The 20167-nt window shown below is 45.4% G+C and carries 19 protein-coding genes and 1 pseudogene; 16 read left to right on the top strand and 4 right to left on the bottom strand.

The features are described 5' to 3' along the window. Positions 1 to 135: 135 nt before the first annotated feature. Positions 136 to 2415, bottom strand: a complete 2280-nt coding sequence (locus tag IAE55_RS18535; RefSeq protein WP_200633493.1) for a penicillin-binding transpeptidase domain-containing protein — start codon at positions 2413 to 2415, stop codon at positions 136 to 138. A 420-nt stretch (positions 2416 to 2835) separates the two neighbouring features. On the opposite strand from IAE55_RS18535, the gene IAE55_RS18530 reads away from it, so the two are divergent. Continuing rightward, positions 2836 to 3393, top strand: coding sequence for a DUF4362 domain-containing protein (locus tag IAE55_RS18530; RefSeq protein WP_105442742.1), 558 nt, complete (start codon positions 2836 to 2838; stop codon positions 3391 to 3393). Between the two features lie 301 nt (positions 3394 to 3694). Next, positions 3695 to 4792 carry a helix-turn-helix transcriptional regulator gene (locus IAE55_RS18525; protein WP_200633492.1) on the top strand — a complete coding sequence of 366 codons (1098 nt, stop codon included), beginning with the start codon at positions 3695 to 3697 and terminating at the stop codon, positions 4790 to 4792. Positions 4793 to 5102: 310 nt separating this feature from the next. Here the strand turns inward: IAE55_RS18525 and IAE55_RS18520 are convergent, their stop codons facing one another. Continuing rightward, the gene (locus tag IAE55_RS18520; protein ID WP_200633491.1) at positions 5103 to 5426 is read right to left on the bottom strand and encodes a hypothetical protein; all 324 of its coding nucleotides are present in this window, start codon (positions 5424 to 5426) and stop codon (positions 5103 to 5105) included. A 350-nt stretch (positions 5427 to 5776) separates the two neighbouring features. On the opposite strand from IAE55_RS18520, the gene IAE55_RS18515 reads away from it, so the two are divergent. From IAE55_RS18515 to IAE55_RS18485, 8 genes and pseudogenes are all read left to right on the top strand, one after another. Beyond that, positions 5777 to 6103 carry an ArsR/SmtB family transcription factor gene (locus IAE55_RS18515; RefSeq protein WP_105442745.1) on the top strand — a complete coding sequence of 109 codons (327 nt, stop codon included), beginning with the start codon at positions 5777 to 5779 and terminating at the stop codon, positions 6101 to 6103. 87 nt (positions 6104 to 6190) lie between these two features. Then, on the top strand, positions 6191 to 7192 hold the full coding sequence (locus IAE55_RS18510; protein ID WP_145945552.1) for an NADP-dependent oxidoreductase: 1002 nt from the start codon (positions 6191 to 6193) through the stop codon (positions 7190 to 7192). A gap of 112 nt (positions 7193 to 7304) precedes the next feature. After that, complete coding sequence (locus tag IAE55_RS18505; RefSeq protein WP_200633490.1) at positions 7305 to 7772, top strand: NUDIX hydrolase; 468 nt, start codon at positions 7305 to 7307, stop codon at positions 7770 to 7772. A gap of 142 nt (positions 7773 to 7914) precedes the next feature. Continuing rightward, positions 7915 to 8244 (top strand): helix-turn-helix domain-containing protein, encoded by a 330-nt coding sequence (locus IAE55_RS18500; protein WP_105442747.1) that lies wholly within the window; start codon positions 7915 to 7917, stop codon positions 8242 to 8244. Positions 8245 to 8424: 180 nt separating this feature from the next. Next, positions 8425 to 8514: pseudogene (locus tag IAE55_RS34370) on the top strand (hypothetical protein); the annotation flags it as partial. Between the two features lie 16 nt (positions 8515 to 8530). Beyond that, on the top strand, positions 8531 to 9010 hold the full coding sequence (locus tag IAE55_RS18495; RefSeq protein ID WP_145163756.1) for a hypothetical protein: 480 nt from the start codon (positions 8531 to 8533) through the stop codon (positions 9008 to 9010). A gap of 179 nt (positions 9011 to 9189) precedes the next feature. Then, positions 9190 to 9405, top strand: a complete 216-nt coding sequence (locus IAE55_RS18490; protein ID WP_105442751.1) for a transcriptional regulator — start codon at positions 9190 to 9192, stop codon at positions 9403 to 9405. Between the two features lie 407 nt (positions 9406 to 9812). Continuing rightward, positions 9813 to 11183, top strand: a complete 1371-nt coding sequence (locus tag IAE55_RS18485; protein WP_200633489.1) for a flavin monoamine oxidase family protein — start codon at positions 9813 to 9815, stop codon at positions 11181 to 11183. 107 nt (positions 11184 to 11290) lie between these two features. Here the strand turns inward: IAE55_RS18485 and IAE55_RS18480 are convergent, their stop codons facing one another. Then, positions 11291 to 12217 carry a S66 peptidase family protein gene (locus tag IAE55_RS18480; protein WP_200633488.1) on the bottom strand — a complete coding sequence of 309 codons (927 nt, stop codon included), beginning with the start codon at positions 12215 to 12217 and terminating at the stop codon, positions 11291 to 11293. A gap of 261 nt (positions 12218 to 12478) precedes the next feature. On the opposite strand from IAE55_RS18480, the gene IAE55_RS18475 reads away from it, so the two are divergent. Next, positions 12479 to 13348, top strand: a complete 870-nt coding sequence (locus tag IAE55_RS18475) for a chemotaxis protein (protein ID WP_200633487.1) — start codon at positions 12479 to 12481, stop codon at positions 13346 to 13348. 60 nt (positions 13349 to 13408) lie between these two features. On the opposite strand, the gene IAE55_RS18470 is transcribed toward IAE55_RS18475, so the two are convergent. After that, a complete protein-coding gene (locus IAE55_RS18470) occupies positions 13409 to 14284 on the bottom strand; it encodes an AraC family transcriptional regulator (RefSeq protein ID WP_145945557.1) in 876 nt (291 codons plus the stop codon). A 150-nt stretch (positions 14285 to 14434) separates the two neighbouring features. Here IAE55_RS18470 and IAE55_RS18465 point away from each other — a divergent pair, with 150 nt between their 5' ends. From IAE55_RS18465 to IAE55_RS18445, 5 genes are all read left to right on the top strand, one after another. Continuing rightward, positions 14435 to 15274: a phytanoyl-CoA dioxygenase family protein gene (locus tag IAE55_RS18465; RefSeq protein WP_200633486.1), complete on the top strand. Its 840-nt coding sequence runs from the start codon at positions 14435 to 14437 to the stop codon at positions 15272 to 15274. Positions 15275 to 15483: 209 nt separating this feature from the next. Next, on the top strand, positions 15484 to 16677 hold the full coding sequence (locus IAE55_RS18460) for a DNA glycosylase AlkZ-like family protein (RefSeq protein ID WP_200633485.1): 1194 nt from the start codon (positions 15484 to 15486) through the stop codon (positions 16675 to 16677). An 83-nt stretch (positions 16678 to 16760) separates the two neighbouring features. Then, the gene (locus IAE55_RS18455; RefSeq protein ID WP_145163770.1) at positions 16761 to 17249 is read left to right on the top strand and encodes a GNAT family N-acetyltransferase; all 489 of its coding nucleotides are present in this window, start codon (positions 16761 to 16763) and stop codon (positions 17247 to 17249) included. Positions 17250 to 17788: 539 nt separating this feature from the next. After that, positions 17789 to 18769: an SDR family oxidoreductase gene (locus IAE55_RS18450; RefSeq protein WP_145163774.1), complete on the top strand. Its 981-nt coding sequence runs from the start codon at positions 17789 to 17791 to the stop codon at positions 18767 to 18769. 456 nt (positions 18770 to 19225) lie between these two features. Next, the gene (locus IAE55_RS18445; RefSeq protein WP_260986993.1) at positions 19226 to 19996 is read left to right on the top strand and encodes an SDR family NAD(P)-dependent oxidoreductase; all 771 of its coding nucleotides are present in this window, start codon (positions 19226 to 19228) and stop codon (positions 19994 to 19996) included. Positions 19997 to 20167: the final 171 nt, after the last annotated feature.

Raw genomic sequence — 20167 nt, 5'->3', positions numbered from 1 at the left:
TAAACGAGATTGGCAAGAAGCATGAGTAGCTTTCTTATACGCTAAAAAACCCCGTTTCTATGTAAAGAAGCGGGGGTAGTTTATTTTTCACTTTTATAAATAATCGCATAAAGGTCGAGTAATCTGTGCCGCCTATCAGTTATCGCCAGCTTCTTTACTGGACTTGCCGGCGGTCAAATCGTCCGCTGACGTATCTTCCGAAATGGAACCACCCTCGGTGGAGGAGGATGAAGCATCCTGCGATGCCTCTTCATCCTTGACTGGCTTCAGCGTCAGCTGGACGGAACGCTTCCCATTCTTGTCCGTGACGAGCTGCTCACTGACGTATCCTTCCCCTTGGACGGTAACCGAGCATTTCAGCAAGGTCAAAATATCCAGCGCATCGCGCAGCGATTCGCCTTTTAGGTCCGGCACCGTCATTTTATCGGTCTCCTCCGTGAGCAGATAGATGCGCTGACCCGGACTCATCGGCGTTCCCGCTGCCGGGAACTGCCGGATGACCGAGGCACCCTTGCCAATGGACTCAAAATCGACACCGGCGTTCAGCAGCTTTTGTTTGGCGTCCTTCACCGCCAGCTTCGTCAGCGTCGGAGCCGCAGGACGTTCCACCGTCGTTTTGCCATCGGACGTTTTTTTGGTGTTTGACTTCGGCACACCCATATACGGCAGTGCTTGAGACACGATTTTTTTAAAGATAGGTGCAGCCACTTTGCCCCCACCGACATCCGGATCATTCGGCTGGTCTACAATGACAATAAGGGCGATTTTCGGATCGTTCACCGGCGCAAAACCGATAAAGGAAACGACGGATTTAGAATAATCCGGTTTTTTGTCCGGGCCGTATTTAACTGCGGTACCTGTTTTACCAGCAACGCGGTAACCTTCGATATATGCGCTTTTTCCTGTACCGATCAACCGGTCTGCCACAACTTGCTCCAGATAGCTGCTCGTTTCCTTGGCGGCTTCCGGGGTAATGACCTGCCGGACGACGTCGGTATTGGTAGATTTGATGACTTTACCATTATCCGGATCTGTGATTTCTTTTAAAATATGAGGTTTTAAAAGCTTTCCACCGTTTGCCACCGCACTGATCGCCGCCAGCTGCTGAATCGGCGTCACGGACACGCCGTGGCCGTAAGAAGCAGTTGCCACTTCGACCGGACCCGGAAGGTTGATCGTCTTGGATATTTCGCCGGGAAGCTCAATGTCTGTCTTCTGGCCGAAACCGAAGTCGTTGATATATTTCAGCAGCCGGTCTTTCCCAAGCATTTCCGAGCCCAGCTTGACAAACGCAACGTTACTGGAGCGCTTCACGCCTTCCAGGTACGTGATCTGCCCCCATCCCGAGCGGACAATGTCATGAAGGGGCGTATGAGTCCCTTTGACGTAGATTTGTCCGGACTTGTAGAGGGCGTTCGGGTTAAATAGTTTCTCCTGTACCGCACCGGCGAGCGTTACGATCTTGAACGTGGAGCCCGGCTCGTACGTAGCCTTCACGGCATAGTTGAAAAAGTCCTTCTGATCCGTCGCGGGATCCCAATACGTATTCGGGTTGAACGTCGGCAGGTTCGCCATCCCGAGAATTTCCATTGTCTTCGGATTGGCCGCAATGACCGTCATGCTGATCGGCTTGTACTGCTCATACGTTTCTTTCATCGCGTCTTCGATATAATACTGGATCGTATCGTCGATCGTCAGCCTTACATTTTTACCATTAACAGCCGGCTTGTACACCATATTTGCTTGGGGAAGCTGGTCTCCTTGCCGGTCGCTTTCGTATTTCATTTCTCCGGGTGTACCTTTGAGGTAATCATCTATGTATGCCTCAAGACCGGCGACAGCCTCATCGTTCCGGTCAGTATAACCCAAAATATGAGCCGCAAGCGTCCCCTTTGGATAATACCGCTTCTGTTCCTTAAGCAAGCCTAGCCCAGTCTCCATCACTTTTTTTTCCTTCTTAAGCTGGGTCTTTAGTTCTTTGTTGAAATCATCGATCCGAGCCTTTTTCGCTTCGTCAATTTTCCACCCTTCATTCCGGACTTCACGGTTTACATGGTATTTCCCTTTTCGGTCTTTGGCTGTTACAAGTGCTTTAAGCTCTAGTTCATCCTTGCCCAAAATGTTGTGCAGTCCTTCGATAATTTCGTTCTCCAATCCGTTCTCGTGGATGACGGCCGGATTGACGATAACGGTATAGGCCGGAATGTCGGAAGCCAGCACATCGCCGTTCCTGTCCGTGATCATGCCGCGGGTTGCTGGAATCGGGACCTTTTTCGTCCACTGGAATACCGCCCGATCATGCCAGTCTTGTCCATTAACAATCTGCAGCGTAAATACCCGAATCAACAGAACAACAAAAAGAAGGGTGATAAATCCACCTAGGAGCAGCGCGCGAAGCTTTATTCTCTTAATCATACTCAGCCCTCACAAGTTCTCTACCCTCAATGTAAATGTTAAATTTCTCTCCGTGTTTCTTACGAATATCTTTTTGTGCCTTCCACATCTGGCTTTTGAAATTGCTTTCAGTACGGTTTAATTTCGCCATAATATCACCCCAGGACAATTTTAATAGAAAAATCCCTAATTGGCTATACTTGGAAATTGAGTTTTATCAACGCGGACGGGGATACAAAGTAAAACTGGCTCCAGGCATGAAGCTATGTAATAGCGTGTATGTGTAAGAACATCAAGGTGTTGGGAAACCTTACTAAATATATGGAGGTCATAGTATACGGAACATTTTAATTCAACAAATAGAAGAATAGTCTAGTGCTCGCTTATGCAATTGAAACATTCATGCTCGCTATAGCGTTGTTAAATGTGAGGTGATGGTTCATGATCAAATGGGTGTTAATATTAGCAGCTGGATTGGTTTTGCTATCGGGCTGCAGTGAGAAGTCGGGCAGATCTATCACCAATACGACCAATCCTTCCACTGCTCCTGCACAAGGGGAGACGATTTCACTGCCACCGAAGCCGAAAGCGTTCCCCGCTGTGTCTGACCCTTATGATGCTGACAAAGCAGCGGCGAATGGTGATATCGTGAACGTTCACGGGAAGATGTACAATCTCGACAAGTGGAAGCTGTTTCTGGGGAATCTCGACATGGGTGTGCCGAATCAGGTGCGAATTACGCAGTACACGGATGAAGGCGACCCAATCTTCTATGAACTGGTCTATGATGGGGCCGAGGCAATTGTGTATACGTATGACAATTCGAGGGACGGGTTTGGCAGCGATGCAGGTCGTCCAAGCACGGTGTGCCGTGGTATTGAACTCGAGAAGAATAAAGAGTACGGGTCTCATTACAAGCTAACCGGGTGCGATAATGAAACCAGCGATACGTTCTGGTTCGCGGATGTAGAGGAGGAAGCTGAGCAGGGCAGCCAATAAACACATAACTAAGCCGGGGGTTCAGAATTAACTGATCAGTAATAGGAGCGTTTTCCTTAGTCGGCAGGAGGTCGGCTGCCTTAACTTGCTGAATTATATGTTGGCGAAATGAAATGATTTTCCGCCAAAAGATATTGCCTTTTAGAGTAAAACAATTTACTTTATAGAGCATTCTACCGGCAGTTGAATAAAGCGGTTGTGCCGATTCAACCAACGCTTGATAGGATGACGTTTTTGGAAATGTTATGCTGTTTTCGACAGTGCGCACTGTACATTTTGTTTAATTGGAGGTAGGTATACGATGCTCGACTTACGTAAAATTGGAGCTTATATTTCGAAGCTTCGCAAAGACCGGGACCTGACACAATTGGAACTAGCCGATCAACTGAATGTAAGCCATCAAGCGGTATCGAAATGGGAACGGGGCGACTCGTTACCGGATATCGGAACGCTTCCGCAGTTGGCTAGATTATTCGGCAAAACGGTAGACGACATTCTAAATGCAGGAGATCACACAGAAGTTCGGGAGCACCTGCACCTAGGAACGATCGTGGAGGAGATCGCTGAGAACAAGCCGGAACAAGTTGCAGAGAGAGTTAATGCCGGTGAGGTGGAACTCGAAGAGCTTGTAGAAGTAGCGCCGTTTGTAAAAGCAAGCGCTTTGCATAAGGTGACTGAACGATTAGACAGCAGCGTCCTTAAGGTAGACGTGATCTTGAGTCTGGCGCCGTTCCTCGGAACAGATACATTAGATGAACTGGTTCGTCAAGTAGAAGGAAGCGAAATTCTGTGGGACGCTATTACCGGACTTGCTCCATTCGTTAGCAGTGACACATTAAACCGACTGGTGGATAAATCGATTGACGGCTCCTTAGAAGTGCATCGTCTGGTTGAAATTGCTCCGTTTCTTGGAAGAGAACAAGTAGATCGGTTGGTACAGCATGTCGAAGAGGGTGGCTTGAGTTGGCATTTGGTCCAAGAGCTGGCACCTTTTATCAGCAAAGAGACATTAAATCGTTTGGTAGACCGGGTTGTAGACGGCACCATCGATGCGAACCGGATCGTAAGCCTCGCCCCTTTTCTGGGTAGGGAGCAGGTGGATCGGTTGATACTAGAAGCTGAAGAAGGCAGCGTGAGCTGGAATGTCGTGAATGAACTCGCACCCTTCATCAGCAGAGAGACGTTAGGTCGTTTGGCAGATCGGGTTGTAGACGGCACCATCGATGCAAACCGGATCATTAGCCTCGCCCCTTTTCTGGGCAGGGAAAATCTCGAAAAGTTGATTGCTGGAGTTGAAGTTGAACATCTTAGCCCGGATCTGCTGGCGAGTCTTGCTCCTTTTATCGATCAAGGGACATTGAGCAGAATGGTAACAAACTTATTAAATAAAGTAAAATAGCCGCGGAGGTTCGGAGCTTGGTGATCCAGAGACCGTCGGCGATCCCTAGAAGTACCCGCTTGAAATCCGGTTTTTCATTGATTTTCGGATCTTTGAACCAGCAAGGTGCTGGTCAATAGGTAACGACGTCAAGTTAACGGGGAGCAATACGACGGCATCCGGCCAAAATCATCGGCTGCCGTCGCAATGTTAATAGGCAGGATCGTACAACTTTCGGTTGACGAAGATGTCACGCGCTTAATATAACAACTGGTGCTACACCCACATAAACCATGGCAGATCCTGCGTCTGAAACAGATCCTAAAGCCGTTTAACTTTGGCTGCTGTCGGCGGATGTAACTACTTGAATTCGGTACTTTATTTCCTTGATCGAATCTGGGTTTATCGCGGGTTCCATTGCATTACGCAAACCATTTTGAATGGCACGATCCCATTCCACTTCATTCTCCTGTAAGTATTCATATACCTCATTCGGGAGTTCTACAACTAACTGGACCTGTTTGGGATCTCGGGCGGGATTGATTTTGGCCAACCACTCAAGCTCGTTTTCAGATGCATTGATATGCACTGGTTTTTTGCGGAATTTGGGCCGGGGTGAGACCGTTTTTGATCGGCCCTTATTTTTCTTGTTCATCAAAAGCCTTTTCCTCCTTACTCACATTGGATAAATCAGTCTATGCATCCGATGGGATTTTGGGCCGGGCGAGAGGGCTCTTATTGTAACCATGGCATGGACGGGGCATGAGGATTTTGCGGATGCAGTCCCACATCCACCGAAAGATAATGACATAAAGGCCTCCCTTTCAAGACATATGAAGAGGAGGCCATCAAATTAAATTGAAATCGGATAGGTAACTCATTCAGATGAACCTTATCACGAAGGCACAAATTATAGGTGTGGTTTTGCATTCGCTTGATTTTGTTATTAAAAGCTCTATAATTATGTTTAATAGATTAAACCAATGAACTTAAGAGGTGAATGGCATGAGCCAGCAAACGGAGGATATTCTACAACAATTTAAAGATTGTATCCCTCTATTGGAGGTGCTGACCGATGTAAACCGTCAAGCTATTATTATGCTGTTAGCACAGAACAAATCGGGACTTAATGTGAATACAATAGCAGGACATATCAATTTGTCCAGACCGGCTGTATCCCATCATTTAAAGGTATTGAAACAGTCTGGTTTTATTAAATCCGAAAAAAAAGGCGTAGAAAACTACTATGTGTTGACTGTCCGTAAACCACTTGAACAACTCAAGTCATTAATTACTGCCGTTGAAGACGAATGCGATGGTCTCAGTGATTAACCAAAAGACTTAAGTTCTAGGGAGATTTTATTCGACATTTGGTTTAATTGTTTAAACCAATAATCATATTATTAGGAGTGATAAGAAATGAAAGCTATGATCATTAACAAGTACGGAAAAAATGTTCCATTAGTCATGACAGAACAACCTATGCCGAATATCGGAGAACATGATGTACTGGTGGAAATTCATGCAGCCAGCTTAAATCCTATTGACTATAAAATTAAGGAAGGGAAAATGAAAATATTATTGAATTACAAGTTTCCTCTAATTTTGGGGAATGATTTCTCAGGAGTTGTAGTCAAGGTTGGCAGCCGGGTCAATACGTTTAAACCTGGAGATGAAGTTTATGGAAGACCACGCAAGAACCGGATCGGAACATTAGCTGAGTTTATTGCTGTTCATGAGGAAGATATTTGGCTGAAACCGGAGAATCTGACCTTTGAAGAGGCAGCATCGATACCGCTGATTGGACTTACGACTTACCAAGCATTTGTTGATATTTTAAATCTTAAAAAAGGCCAAAAAATCTTGATTCACGCAGGTTCGGGAGGCGTAGGAACCTTCGCCATCCAACTGGCCAAGCTGATGGGTGCATTTGTTGCTACAACTGCAAGTGAAAAAGGCTATGAGTTGGTCAAATCGTTGGGGGCTGATCTAATTATTAATTATAAAAAAGAGAATTTTGAAGAAATCCTTAACGGATATGACGCTGTTTTGGATACTTTGGGTGGAGAAGCTTTGGACAAATCATTCCGCATACTGAAACCAGGCGGACAAATTGTATCCATTTCCGGCATGCCGAACGCCAGATTTGGAAGAGAAGCGAAATTGGGTTGGGTGAAAACAACCATTTTGTCTATCGCGAGCCGTAAGATCAAAGCCCATGAGAAAAAGAGCCAAACGACCTATCACTTCCTTTTTATGAAACCGAGCGGAGAACAATTAAAGGTTATAAAGGGGTATATTGAAGGCGGACTCATTAAGCCGATTATTGATAAGGTGTATCTTTTGAAAGATGCCGAGCAAGCATTTCATTACCTAGAAAGCGGAAGGGCTAAGGGAAAAGTAGTTATTAGAATAAAGTAATGTAAGACGACAAGAACTATATATCCATGCACGAGTTACAAAAATCCATTCCACGCCTAATCCATTAAACATAGACTATTGTTATGATTGGCTAGTAGAGTGGAGGGTGTAGATGGATTACATACAACATTTAAGGTCAATGGTGGGGAACGAGAAGGTCATTATGGTTGTAGCTGGTGCATTTGTTTTTGACAAAGAAAACCGAGTCCTGATGCAGAAACGTTCAGATAATGGTCAATGGGGTTTTCCAGGCGGGTTTATGGATTTAGGAGAGAGCGTAGAAGATACAGCAAGAAGAGAAATTTACGAAGAGACGGGGCTTATATTAGAAGAACTTAAGTTATTCGGGATCTATTCTGGGCCTCAGTATGACAAAACGTTTTCTAATGGCGACCAAGTCTCACTAGTCCTTATATCATTTGTTTGTGATCAGTATAGTGGTAAGTTAGTTGAAAGTAACGAGGAGTCGCTTCAAAATAAATTTTATTCTCTTAAGGAATTACCAGAGAATATATTCACTGAACATAAGATGCTTATTGAGGATTTATTATCGAATAAACGGCTGCCGATTATTGGTTAAAGTAGGGTAAGCCGAGCAAGAAAAATCAGGGCCGAGACTAATTTCATAAAAGGGCAACCTGCCATGGGACTTTTTCGATTTTCGTGCGTTCTATCTTTAGACGATACAGTCTATAGAATTTCTATGGAGGAGTGGCCGATGCATGGCAAAGACACAATTGGAGGATATCGCCGTACGTTTGCGCAACGCCCGTATTAACCGTAAACTAACGCAAATGGAAGTATTTCGTTTGACGCAAATCAACAATAAAACCTTGAGCGCGTATGAAACCGCAAAGACCGAACCGGATCTGGTATCGCTGTCCAGGCTGGCCGACCTGTACAAGGTGTCCACCGATTGGATTATTACCGGATTTGAGTTCAAAGGAACAGGCAGGTCAGAAGATGCAGAGGCCGAAATTGGCCGGCTCAAGGACAAGCTTAAGGCACGGGAGCAGATCATCCGGGGAATCCGGGAACTTGTCTCAGAGTAAAAATGAAGAATTGGTTAGCCTTAATTGATATGAATTACAAATACAAGGTCGACGCTTATAACGTTGATAGGGCTTAGCAGAACTTTCTTTGGGTTGGAAAGATAAAGAGGGGTTTGAGAAATGGAGGCACGAGTTATCTAGAAAACGGTGTCCCTGATTGCAGCATTGCTGACAATTGCCATGACCGCAAATGCTTGCAGTATAAGAACACCAACTGTGATATTAATTCCGGAAGGTTACGTGGGTTGGGTACAGATTATTTATAGTCAGCGAGATGGAGAGAAATTTGAAAACAGGGGTGGTAAAAATATCATCCATAAGCACAGAGGTGAGGTTAAATTTGCTGCGTACTTTACATCTTTTAATAATATTGGTTCTGATTGCGTCCGTTACCATTATTGCGGGCTGCCAAGGGGAAAGCAATAAGGATACTTTTCCTGAAGTCGGACAAAGTTTGTCCAAAAGTATAAAACAAATTGATAAACAACCTGGCATACTTTTAACGGGGTTCGCTGCCGACCTCAAAGTGAAACGATACAAAGTTGGAATTGAATATGATCCGGGTCAAATAAGCAATGACCAATTAAAACAAATTATTACTGATTATCTCAGCCATGCGGCTTCAAATTTGTCGCCTCCCAACAATTGGGAAGAGATGCTTAAACCATATCAATTGCGCATTGAAAAGTTAGGGGATGCTCAAAAAGCACCCGTGATAGCTGAAAAAGATATCGGCTCAACAGAAATAAAATGGTTTTTTGAATAAAATAGCACTGCTTTGCAGATTAAACTAACGGACGATAGCCCAGCGATGGAACTCGACCTATTGGGCATACGCATGTGGAATCTTATCGTTATGACCTCCATTATAAAGTATACTCTTGCTGGCAATGGACAACGCTTAAGGTTAAATAACTATTTTCTTACGCGGGAGGTCATCGCTAATTGAAATTTGAACTTGGACGTTGCTTGCTGAATGAACGATTGGTGGAATCCGGAAAGTCAGCAGAATGGCTGGCAAAAGACTTGCTTTTTAAACCGGAACGGGTTTATGACTTTATTGAAAACAAAAGAGTGATGCCACTCAAAATGGCCATATCGATCGCAGATTCCATCGGCTGTGATGTTCGTGACTTGTATGAATTAATTCCGAACGAATAAGAAGTAAAGGGAGATATTAACGAAATAAGTGAAAGGTATAGAGGCTGAACTAAATTGTGCTTATCCATTTGGATGGAGGGTCTAGCCATGGGCATTAGGAATTATCTGATTGAAGGGGGTTCCGGCACCGGCAAAACTTCGGTCTGCAAAGAATTGCAGCGGCGCGGCTACCATGCCATTCAAGGTGACCAATACAGTAACGTACAGACACTTACGGACAGCCCAAAACACCAGCGCACCTGGGTACGAATTTTCCCATTTACTGCGCTCGGGAAATCATAGTTCAAAATAAGGGAGCAGAATGCCATGAGCCGGCACTGTTCCTTTTTTATTGAAGTGCCTAGGAACCAATTGGATTACAAACACACATAATGTCTATAAAGTAATATTTGGAGGAATCGGGTTGTATGGTAACAGGTCGTTTTCCTGAGCGGATTGTAGTTATTGGGGCAGGGATGGCGGGTTTGGTATGTACTTTGGAGCTTATGAAACAAGGATATAACGTGCGTTTATTAGAGGCCAATAGCCAACCGGGTGGTCGCATATACACGATGCGGGATCATTTTGCCGACGGATTGTTTTGTGAGCTCGGGGCTGCATTCATTGGCGAGCATCATTTTCTCACATTGAGTTATGCCCAGCAAGCCGGGGTTCAATTGATAAATTTACCTGTCCCCAATAGAAGTTTGTCATATATCGGCGGGAGATTAATCATAGATTCTCCTGCTGAACCTGCATTATGGCCTGTTCCACTTACAGCCGAGGAAAGAATTTTAGGTTATGCGGGAATGTTGGAAAAGTATCTCACGCCGGGGCTTAATGCGACGGGTAATCCTTTTTTGCCTGGCTGGCCCACAAAACAAGCGATACAGCTCGATTCAATGACAATGGAAGAATATCTTAGAGGTCAAGGAGCATCTTCGGGTGCGATTAAGCTGTTTGAAATGGGATATATGCAGATGTTAGGAGATGGTATTCGCAAAGTATCTGCATTACAGCGTCTGCTTGATTTAAAAATGGCCGGTTCCGAAAGAAGCTCAAAAACGATAGTAGGTGGAATGGATCAACTACCGAAAAAGCTTGCCCTTACCATTGGCTCAAATATCAGTTATGGATGTGCTGTGACGCATATTGAACATAGTAATAAAGAAGTAACAATCCGATTTAATCATTCCGGCGAAGTTTTCACGATCAGCTGTGATCGGGTCATTGTAGCCATTCCCTCTACAGTCTTGCGTACAATTCATTTTTCTCCTTCCCTTAGAAAAGAAAAAAATGATGTCATTCAAAATCAACTTTCAACTTCCGTTACGCGTACCGTCATACAAAGCAGAACTAGATTCTGGAACAACCTAAGTTCCTTTACTACAGTAAATACGGATCTGAAAATTGGATGGTTGCTTGATGCTACATTCTCGCAAACGACATCAAGGAGGGGGTTAATTTGTTCGTACTCCTCCGGTGAATCAGCGCGAGAATTATCTAGAGCTGGTAATTTTAACTCAGCTGTATCAGAAATCAAACAGGTGCTTCCTGAATTGTCTTATAATTATGAAGGTGGGACGGTCTTTTCTTGGGATCATCATCCTTACTCTCGAGGTGCGTATGCTTGGTATAAGCCGAAACAGATGATTCGAATGCTCCCAACACTGACTGCCGAAGAAGGTAGAATTTACTTTGCTGGCGATAATACAAGTCTTTTTCCCGGTTGGATTGAAGGTGCGATCTCTTCTGCGTTACGAACTGTAAATCAAATTATTACCGGAAACAGCATATAATACAGTAATGTATGTATTAATAACTTAATGCAGATTAGTAGTGTTCACTGTTACGCTAACGGATAACCTTAGCACTATAAAGACAGGCTGATCGTTGGTCATAATGATCAGATAACGCTGATGGTAGGTTCAATTATAGTTATTCTATTATTGACTGAATTGAGATTGATGGTTGCGCCAATCGGCAAAGCGGCTTTATATAAGCCATGACCAGTGGCAAGGTTCGTTATCAGTGGCTTACCGAGAGGTACAACAAATTCGTTGATTATATCCTCATACGATTTACCATAAGCAACCTGGCAGCCCGAGCACTCCCCCATAATGATGCCGATGCAGTCACGGAATTTTCCGGCAAGCTTCAAATGATTCAAGTACCTGTAGACGGTATTGGTAGGCTCATGAGTTTCTTCAAGAACAAGAATTTTACCCCTTGTATCGATTTCGAAAGGCGTGCCCAACGTATCGACAAAGGATGTCAAATTACCGCCTACAAGCTGCCCAGTAACGTTGCCCGGAACACGGCTGATCAGCGGCATCCCCGGCGGATTGAAGATGGTCCGGGTTGATGAATACACGGATGTCGCAGAGAAAAACTGATCGAAATTATAAGCGGGCGTATCGGGTTTGAAGTCAATGAGCAGCAGACTATGGAATGTTATTAAATCTACATATTGATGCATTACATTTAAAAGTACCGTTATATCGCTGTAACCTGTCACAATTTTTGGGTTATTGCGGATCACCGTATAATCAAGGTAAGGAAGAATTCCCGCCACTCCTGTACCGCCTCTGGTGGGTAGGATCATTTTAACCCGCTCGTCTTGAAACATCATCATCAAATCAGATGCCCGCTGCTCGTCTGTGCCGGCAAGAAACCCGTTTTGTGCATATACATATTGACCCAATACAACATTGAATCCCATTGCTCTCAAAATTTCGATCCGTGCATTAATTACGTCTGCAGCGAGGGGACTCCCCAAAGTAACGACTCCAACGGTATCGCCCCTCTGCAACATTGGCGGACTTATCGGCATGTGCTGATCTTCCTTCCTGAAAATAGAAGAAGCCATTGTCATATCATATCTTTAGAGTATATTGGCAAAATCCCAAGCACAGTACTAAAAAGGAACTTGAATGAACGAAGAAACCCTCTTTCATCATTTCCGGCCATGCTCCTCGAGCACACGCCATAATTCAGAGGCAGCACCTGTTCTTTGTTGGAACGGCGCCTATGCTTTCCCTTATAATTAGAATGATATGGAAGTTGATCTGCGATGAAGGTGGTGGGGAATTCGATGAAAATCGCGGTAGGGTTTGTGCACGGCATTGGAAAGCAAAAAGAACATTTTCATGAGGCGATGGCAGGGCTCATTAGCAAGCGGTTAGGTGAAATATGTCCAGCGGTGGAGCTGGTCAGCAAGGGGATTTATTGGGCGGACATTACGGACCGTCTTGAAGATGAGCTCAAGGAAAAGCTTGCGCCTGACCATTTGCACTGGAACAAGTGGATCGATGCTCGGGGGTACGCGATTAGCTTTCTTGGTGACGCGATTGCCTATCAACCGCTGCCCCACAAAGCAGGTGACGATGACAGGAACTACATCTACACCGCAATTCACGAACGATTTTATGAAAAGCTGCAGGAGCTCGCGCAGTGCACAGGACCCAGCGCCCCGCTGTGCATCATAAGCCACAGTCTTGGCACGATCATCGCGAGTAACTTCATATACGACCTGCAAAACGGCAGGCTGCCAAGCGGCAAGCTTGCATCAATAAGTGAAAATCCTTCGGCACTCGTTCGTGGTGATACGCTAACACATTTTTACACAATGGGCAGCCCGATTGCGATCTGGACGATGCGGTATAACGACTTTGGCAAGCCGATATCGTTTCCTTCGCCTGCTCTTTTGGCCGAAGGGCTCCCATACGGCGAATGGGTTAATTTCTACGATAAAGATGATGTGATCGCCTATCCGCTTAAACGTTTAAGCGCGGAGTATAATGCGGCTGTGACAGAAGATGTGGAGGTCAGAAACCCAGGTTTTCTGGCCAGCACCCCCCTTAATTCACACGGCGGGTATTACCGTTCTAAGACGGTCATCGAGCGGATTGCCAAATCGCTTGCTGACCTTTACGACCAAACAACCCGACAATCGATTCGTTAAGCCAGCGCCGGCAGCCGGTAATAATGAACGGCTAAGCTATTCCAACGATGGCCAAAGGCGCTATCCATCTCCGCCGGTCCGGCCGTTCATTCGGAATTCCGTAGGCGTGAGACCTGTCTCCTGCTTGAATTGATAACTGAAATAGTGAAGGCTCTTGAAACCGAATCTTTCCGCGATCAACTCCAGCTTCTCACCCTGCAGAAGCGCGAGCTTCGCCCGTTTGATCCTTTCTCTGATAATAAAATGCTTCGGTGTCACCCCCATTTCATGTTTGAACAGCTTGGTGAAATGTACCGGATGATAGCCGCACAAGCTCGCAAGTGCGGCAACCGACCAGTTTATGCCGGGCTCATCCTGCATCGCTTGAATGGCCGGTTCGATCTTGTTCCTCGAACCCTGTACGTGGTCGTTCCCGAGCAGCTGTCGACAGATCAGGGTAATCGCCTGCATCATAAGCGAACGCAATGTCAGCGTATATCCCGGGAGCTCGGATTCGTATTCATTAACCATTTTAGACAGGATCGGTTCAAGTCCGGCAATGGTTAGCAGGGTTGGAATCTTGACTTCTCCGTAAGACGGTATATGAAAAACGGACAGTTGCGGGGCACTGAACGAACCCGGATCGCCATATTTGATTTGGAGACCGGGATGGACGGGCAAAGGAGAAGAGGCGTGCCAATGGAAATGAACGCTGATATAATCAGTCGTTCGAATCGCCGTCAGCTTCGTTTGGCATTCCGGACCGTAACAAACGCATTCTCCCGGCAGAATGGCTACTTTTTGTCCTCCTATTTCGAGCTCTGCGCAGCCGGACACGACATAGAAAAGCTGATTGTCGGGGATCCTCCGATACCCCCAGTCTGTTCCCGCCTCCGCCGTTGCCCGTGCAGAAAAATTGACCGTTGGCGTAATCGTGTCTAATGTTCCGGTATACATGACCAATCTCCTCCGTCTGAAGCTTAAACTTGCAAATACCCAAAAAGATAATGGATTTCGGAAAATACAATAATGAGCATACCATCTATGATAAATCTATAGAAGGCGTTTACATCCATCATTATAAAACGGGCGGGAGCGTGAGGTAAGTTGCTGAATGCAAATCAATTGGCCGAATTCGAGAAAAACGGTTTTGTGAAGGGCGGCATTGTCTTAAACGACGAGGAAGTGGAGCGACTGCGCCAAGAGCTTGATTTAGTCATGGAAGGGAAGTCGGTGAATAAACCGGTACTGAATCGAAACATGCTCGCGGAAAGCAGCGATTCCCTTCATGAGGGGATGAAAATGACGGTCAGTGAGAAAGTGGTGCAAATCGTCAACATTTGGATGGCCAGCGACGCTTTCTTTCAGCACGCAGCTCACCCGGTCATTTGTGAGGAGATCGCCCAGCTGTGCGGCACCGATACGCTGCGGATATGGCATGATCAAATCCAATACAAACCACCCGTCTCCGGCGGTCCGACACACTGGCACCAGGACCACCCGCTTTGGCCGATCATTCAACCCGCGGATTTGGTCAGCGCTTGGGTCGCGCTCGACGATGCGGTCATCGAGAACGGCTGCATGTGGATGGTGCCTGGCAGCCATAAGTGGGGGAATCATCAAACCTATTTGGCGAACACGCCCGATTTCATGCCTTACCATCGTCAGCCGGAGCTGCTGCCGAAGGAAGCAAAAGTGGAAGCGATACCGTTTGAAATCAAGAAGGGGCAGGTTGGCTACCACCATTGCCTCACTTGGCACGGAAGCCCCCACAACCGTTCAGAGCGCAAACGGCGGGCAATCGCCGTTCACTACATGCCGGGACATACCCGTTACGACCCGGACGGCAGCCATCCGATGCTGTCATATGTCACGGTTAACAAAGGGGACATTCTGATGGGCGATCATTTCCCGGTCGTCTATTCATCAGCTGCCAACAGACGATGAAGGCTTGGTGATAGAGGTTGAAGGGGCACTCGAAATCGGGTGCCCCTTTTCCTTGGAAGATCCGATCGGCCGAGGCTTATTTTTCAATCCTTCTTGTTTTTATTATCTAGATAATGGTAAAATGTAAGGGAACATGTGTTTGTTTTTCGTTCTCCACAGTTAGGGGGAATAGGCGTGGTTGGAACCGTTGAAAAAGAGCCGATGCGTTCATGATCGAATTGACAAACCGCCAGGCAAGACAATTTCTGTTATTGAAGCACGGGCTCTTTGGTGAATATCAATTTGCTGGAAAGGAGGGAGTGTTGGATTTTGTGCGGCAGGTCGGCTGTATTCAATACGATCCCATCGATGTTTGCGGAAAAAACGCCGAATTGGTGCTGCAGTCGCGAATCAAAGGATTTACCAAGAACATGCTCGACGAGCTGCTGTATAAAGATAGATTCCTGATCGATTATCCTGACAAGAATCTGGCTATTATACCTCTCGAGGACTGGCCGTATTTTGAGCGGTACAGGCAGGCCGCCCGACAACATGCCAAGCGCTACCCCGGAATGGAAGAGTTGACTGAGCAAGTGCGGGTTCACATCCACAATCACGGTGCGCTAAGCTCGGATGATCTACAATTGGATGGGAATTTCTCGTGGCAATCGGCCATCCACTGGAGCGGCGGAAACAATACCTCCCGGTCGGTGCTGGAACAGATGTACTCGACAGGCGAGTTGATTATCCATCATAAAAAAGGAACACGTAAATATTACGATATCGCCGAGAAATACATACCGCCAAATCTGCTGAATGCGCCGGAGCCGCTGAAGGCCGAGATTGATCATCACAAGTGGCGGGTACTGCGCCGGATCGGTGCTGTTGGCCTGTTATGGAATCGGGCATCCGATGCTTGGCTGAACATATGGGGATTGAAAGCGGAGCAGCGTAACGAGGTTTTCCGCCAGTTGTTGGACGAAGCTCGCATTGTGGCTATTGCCGTAGAGCAATTGAAGGATACGCTGTACTGCCGCGCAGAGGACTGGCCGCTCATTGAAGCCGTCCTGCAAAATCCGGAACCGAAATTTCGCTGCGAGCTGATTGCCCCGCTGGACAATTTGATTTGGGACAGAAAGCTGATCAGTGAATTGTTTGGCTTCGATTACACCTGGGAGATTTACACGCCCGCAATCAAACGGAAATTCGGTTATTATGTGCTGCCTCTATTATACGGAGAAAGCCTAATCGGACGAGCCGAAGTCATCGCGGAGCGAAAAACCGGGACACTCGTTGTTAAAAATATCTGGTACGAGAACGGCATACAGCCAACAAAGCAGTTGCGAACAGCAATGAACCATTGTTTTCAGCATTTCGCATTATTCAACGGATGCGGGACGATTTCGACAGAGTCTATGGACTGATATTTTCATTTCCCCAATGAAAGGACGTTTTCAAAAGGGCGTTATCGTTCGGTTCGGAAAACATCACTTAGTGAGGTGGAAATATGAATAACGAAGTGATATTGCGAGACGTGAATAAAGATGACTTACCGATATTTTTTGAGCAGCAATTGGACAAGACTGCCAACCATATGGCTGCCTTTACTGCCAAAGATCCAACGGACAAGATCGCCTTTATGTCTCACTGGCACAAGATATTAGACGACGACCGGATTATAAAAAAGACCGTGCTTTTTAACGATCAAGTTGCGGGGCATGTATCGAGTTTTGAACAGTTCGGTGAACCAGAAGTCAGCTACTGGATCGGACGAGAGTACTGGGGAAGAGGTATTGCAACTAGATCACTTTCTCAACTTCTTGACTATGTAAACATTCGTCCCTTATTTGCTCGTGCAGCAAAAGATAATACAGCTTCTATTCGGGTATTGGAAAAATGCGGATTTAAGATTTGTGGTGAAGACAAGGGGTTTTCCAATGCACGTGCTGAGGAAGTCGAAGAATATGTTTTTAAGCTGCCTTCTAATGCAGAGTAGCGTTAGCTCAATAAACATTGAAGGCAGCCGCCCCCAAAAGCCGGCTGTCTTTTTCCTACTTACAGAAAGATAGAACATGTCTGTTGCAAGTAAAAATAACAGCATTTGCAATAAAATGGGGGAAACCGGTTTGCACATTCAGGCTACGATTCCTGAACGAACCACGGCCACGCTTGTGATGCCTCCTGTGATGGTGACTGCCGAGAATCAGCCCCATACTCAAGAATTAAACCCGGGGCGACACATCTTCTCCATCCCGTTCATTAGTGGGCAATCCGATGCTTAACCAACAGTAAGATGACAAGAACGGACACACTTATACTGCCGCATAGTTGCGGCTTTTTTTCGTTTTAAATGCTGGAAGGAGCTAGAATTTTGAGTAAGGCTTCTTGTCTAAAGGTCAGTTCAATAACGTAAAATGCTGTCTCTTATGAGAGAAAATACGCTTCTGTGTCGATAAGCAAACAATTTTTTTACTTTATTTGCAGTAAACAACATATACATCCTATAGATGAAAATTATTCCTATTGGAGGTTTCCATGGATCAAAAGGACCAAAGTCGTCAATTAGACCAAATAAAACAAATGCAACAAATGTTTAAAGCGAACATGATAACTCAACCTTATCCTATGTACCCTAACTATGGGAAAATCACACGTTACGAAGAAATTCCGATAAGTTTGCCTGAACAGCGCCAGCTCCGCCATCCCGGCGTGGAAAAATTAATGGTACCCCTTCCGATTATCGAAAATCCGAATTATGAAGGGAGCGAAAAGTTAACAGGAAAAGTTGCACTTATTACAGGAGGTGACAGTGGTATTGGTGCGGCCGTTGCAATTGCGTTTGCTAAAGAAGGAGCAGATGTTGCTATTTCATACTTAGATGAACATGAGGATGCAAATAGAACAAAAACGAGGATTGAACAACTCGGACAACGTTGTATTCTAATGCCTGGTGACTTGCGAGACAAACAACAGTGTATCTCCATTGTAGAACAAACAGTAAATACGTTTGGACGTCTAGATATTCTTTGTAACCACGTAGGCATTCAATTTCAACAACTAAGTCTGCTTGACATTACGGATGAGCAATTTGATGACACCTTCAAAGTAAATATATACTCTCATTTTTACACAACAAGAGCAGCGCTTCCCCATTTAAAACCAGGCAGCTCAATCATAGGCACTTCTTCAGTAGTGACGTATGTGGGTGAGCAGCAAATGATTGATTATACGTCCACAAAAGGCGCAATCGTTGGTTGGACACGTGCCTTGGCAAAAAATGTCGTGAAACAAGGCATCCGAGTCAATGCCGTCGCCCCCGGCCGAATTTGGACCCCACTTATTTCAGCAAGTTTCTCGTCAGACCAAGTCGCTGTATATGGAGCATTTAATCCAATGGAACGAGTTGCCCATCCATTTGAACTTGCGCCAACCTATGTCTATCTTGCTTCCGATGATTCTCGTTTTGTTACTGGTCAAGTTCTTCATGTTGATGGGGGAGAATCCACACATTCTTAATGGAAGGGAGTTACCACTTTGAGATATGAATTTAATCCAGAAGTAAAGCTATTGCTAGTAAACCATTCAAATGAAAAAGTAAAGATGGTCTATATAGAGGATTCCTGGCCGATGTCTAAAATTGGACTTAGACCACCGTACTATTGCTACCCGAGTTACAAGTTGAATTATCCAATCATCTGATTGGGTTGAACTCGTATCATTGATATTTCAGATCCAACCTAATGGAAACACATTATAGTCCCAAATCATCAAGCCAATTCGTCATGAAGTCAGGCTGACCCTGAGGTGATTATGAACACTAACAGGGTCAGCTTTTTAATTTTTCACAGGAATTTGAGATATAATAAAGCTATAGCGGTAGGGATTTTCCTGATTTTTAACCATTCCAGGTGTTTTAGATAACGAAAGTAAGATTGAGCTTGGAGAAATTTAAACCCAACATGAGGTGAAAAAGTGGCAAAAGTATTATCTGGCGTACATGCTGTCGTTACAGGTGGATCAAGCGGCTTAGGATATGCCATGGTAGAAGCACTTCTTGTTGAAGGAGCAACTGTTGCAGTGGCATCCCGTCCGGGAGCAAAAATGACGGAAGCTGTAGAAAAACTTCAAGAAAAAGGATATTCGAATGTTTTTGAACTTCCGTTGGATGTCAGGTCAGAGGAATCGGTGCAAGATGCAGTGAACTGGGTAAAAGCGGAATGGGGGAAAATCGATGTCCTCGTGAACAATGCCGGGATAGGCATGAGGACTGTAAACCCAAAATTCCTTACAGAACCGCACCCTTTCTATCAGGTCACTCCTGAAGGATTTCGAAATTTAATCGATACAAATGTGACCGGTTATTTCCTAACCTCCCGGGGATTCGCTCCCCTGATGGTTGAGCAGGGAAGAGGAAAAATCATCAATATATCGATGAATTATGAAACTATGAAACGAAAAGGATTTGTCCCATATGGCCCTTCTCGTGCCGCGACAGAGTCCCTGTCATTGATCATGGCTGAAGACCTGCGTGAATTTGGAGTGACGGTAAATATGCTTCTTCCTGGCGGGGCCACCGTAACCGGAATGATACCCGAGGAAGTGAAAAGGGAACTTGAAGGAAACTCTCAGCTTCTGAAGCCGGAAATCATGGCAAAACCTATCGTTTATCTTGCTTCCGAGCAATCTGAAGGATTAACAGGTGAACGCCTTGTTGCAACTGAATTTGACAGCTGGTTAAAATAAACAAAAACGTGTCGCGAACCACTGTGGTTTTACGCGTTTTACCGGGACGTAAAGGTGTCAGGACGTAATGTGTTCATCGCACCATCAAAAGGCTTCGACTTGTGTCGAAGCTTTTTGTTTTGAGCTGAAACCCACAATATCCATCACGATAGATAAATTTAACAAGAACCA

Source organism: Paenibacillus sp. S28 (assembly GCF_016624415.1).
Lineage (GTDB): Bacteria > Bacillota > Bacilli > Paenibacillales > Paenibacillaceae > Paenibacillus_AQ > Paenibacillus_AQ favisporus.
This window is presented reverse-complemented; position numbering and strand designations above follow the sequence as displayed.

Coding starts and splice junctions, on each gene's coding strand:
- IAE55_RS18535 (WP_200633493.1), bottom strand. CDS start 2,415: ATGATTAAGAGAATAAAGCTTCGCGCGCTGCTCCTAGGTGGATTTATC.
- IAE55_RS18530 (WP_105442742.1), top strand. CDS start 2,836: ATGATCAAATGGGTGTTAATATTAGCAGCTGGATTGGTTTTGCTATCG.
- IAE55_RS18525 (WP_200633492.1), top strand. CDS start 3,695: ATGCTCGACTTACGTAAAATTGGAGCTTATATTTCGAAGCTTCGCAAA.
- IAE55_RS18520 (WP_200633491.1), bottom strand. CDS start 5,426: ATGAACAAGAAAAATAAGGGCCGATCAAAAACGGTCTCACCCCGGCCC.
- IAE55_RS18515 (WP_105442745.1), top strand. CDS start 5,777: ATGAGCCAGCAAACGGAGGATATTCTACAACAATTTAAAGATTGTATC.
- IAE55_RS18510 (WP_145945552.1), top strand. CDS start 6,191: ATGAAAGCTATGATCATTAACAAGTACGGAAAAAATGTTCCATTAGTC.
- IAE55_RS18505 (WP_200633490.1), top strand. CDS start 7,305: ATGGATTACATACAACATTTAAGGTCAATGGTGGGGAACGAGAAGGTC.
- IAE55_RS18500 (WP_105442747.1), top strand. CDS start 7,915: ATGGCAAAGACACAATTGGAGGATATCGCCGTACGTTTGCGCAACGCC.
- IAE55_RS18485 (WP_200633489.1), top strand. CDS start 9,813: ATGGTAACAGGTCGTTTTCCTGAGCGGATTGTAGTTATTGGGGCAGGG.
- IAE55_RS18480 (WP_200633488.1), bottom strand. CDS start 12,217: ATGCCGATAAGTCCGCCAATGTTGCAGAGGGGCGATACCGTTGGAGTC.
- IAE55_RS18475 (WP_200633487.1), top strand. CDS start 12,479: ATGAAAATCGCGGTAGGGTTTGTGCACGGCATTGGAAAGCAAAAAGAA.
- IAE55_RS18470 (WP_145945557.1), bottom strand. CDS start 14,284: ATGTATACCGGAACATTAGACACGATTACGCCAACGGTCAATTTTTCT.
- IAE55_RS18460 (WP_200633485.1), top strand. CDS start 15,484: ATGATCGAATTGACAAACCGCCAGGCAAGACAATTTCTGTTATTGAAG.
- IAE55_RS18455 (WP_145163770.1), top strand. CDS start 16,761: ATGAATAACGAAGTGATATTGCGAGACGTGAATAAAGATGACTTACCG.
- IAE55_RS18450 (WP_145163774.1), top strand. CDS start 17,789: ATGGATCAAAAGGACCAAAGTCGTCAATTAGACCAAATAAAACAAATG.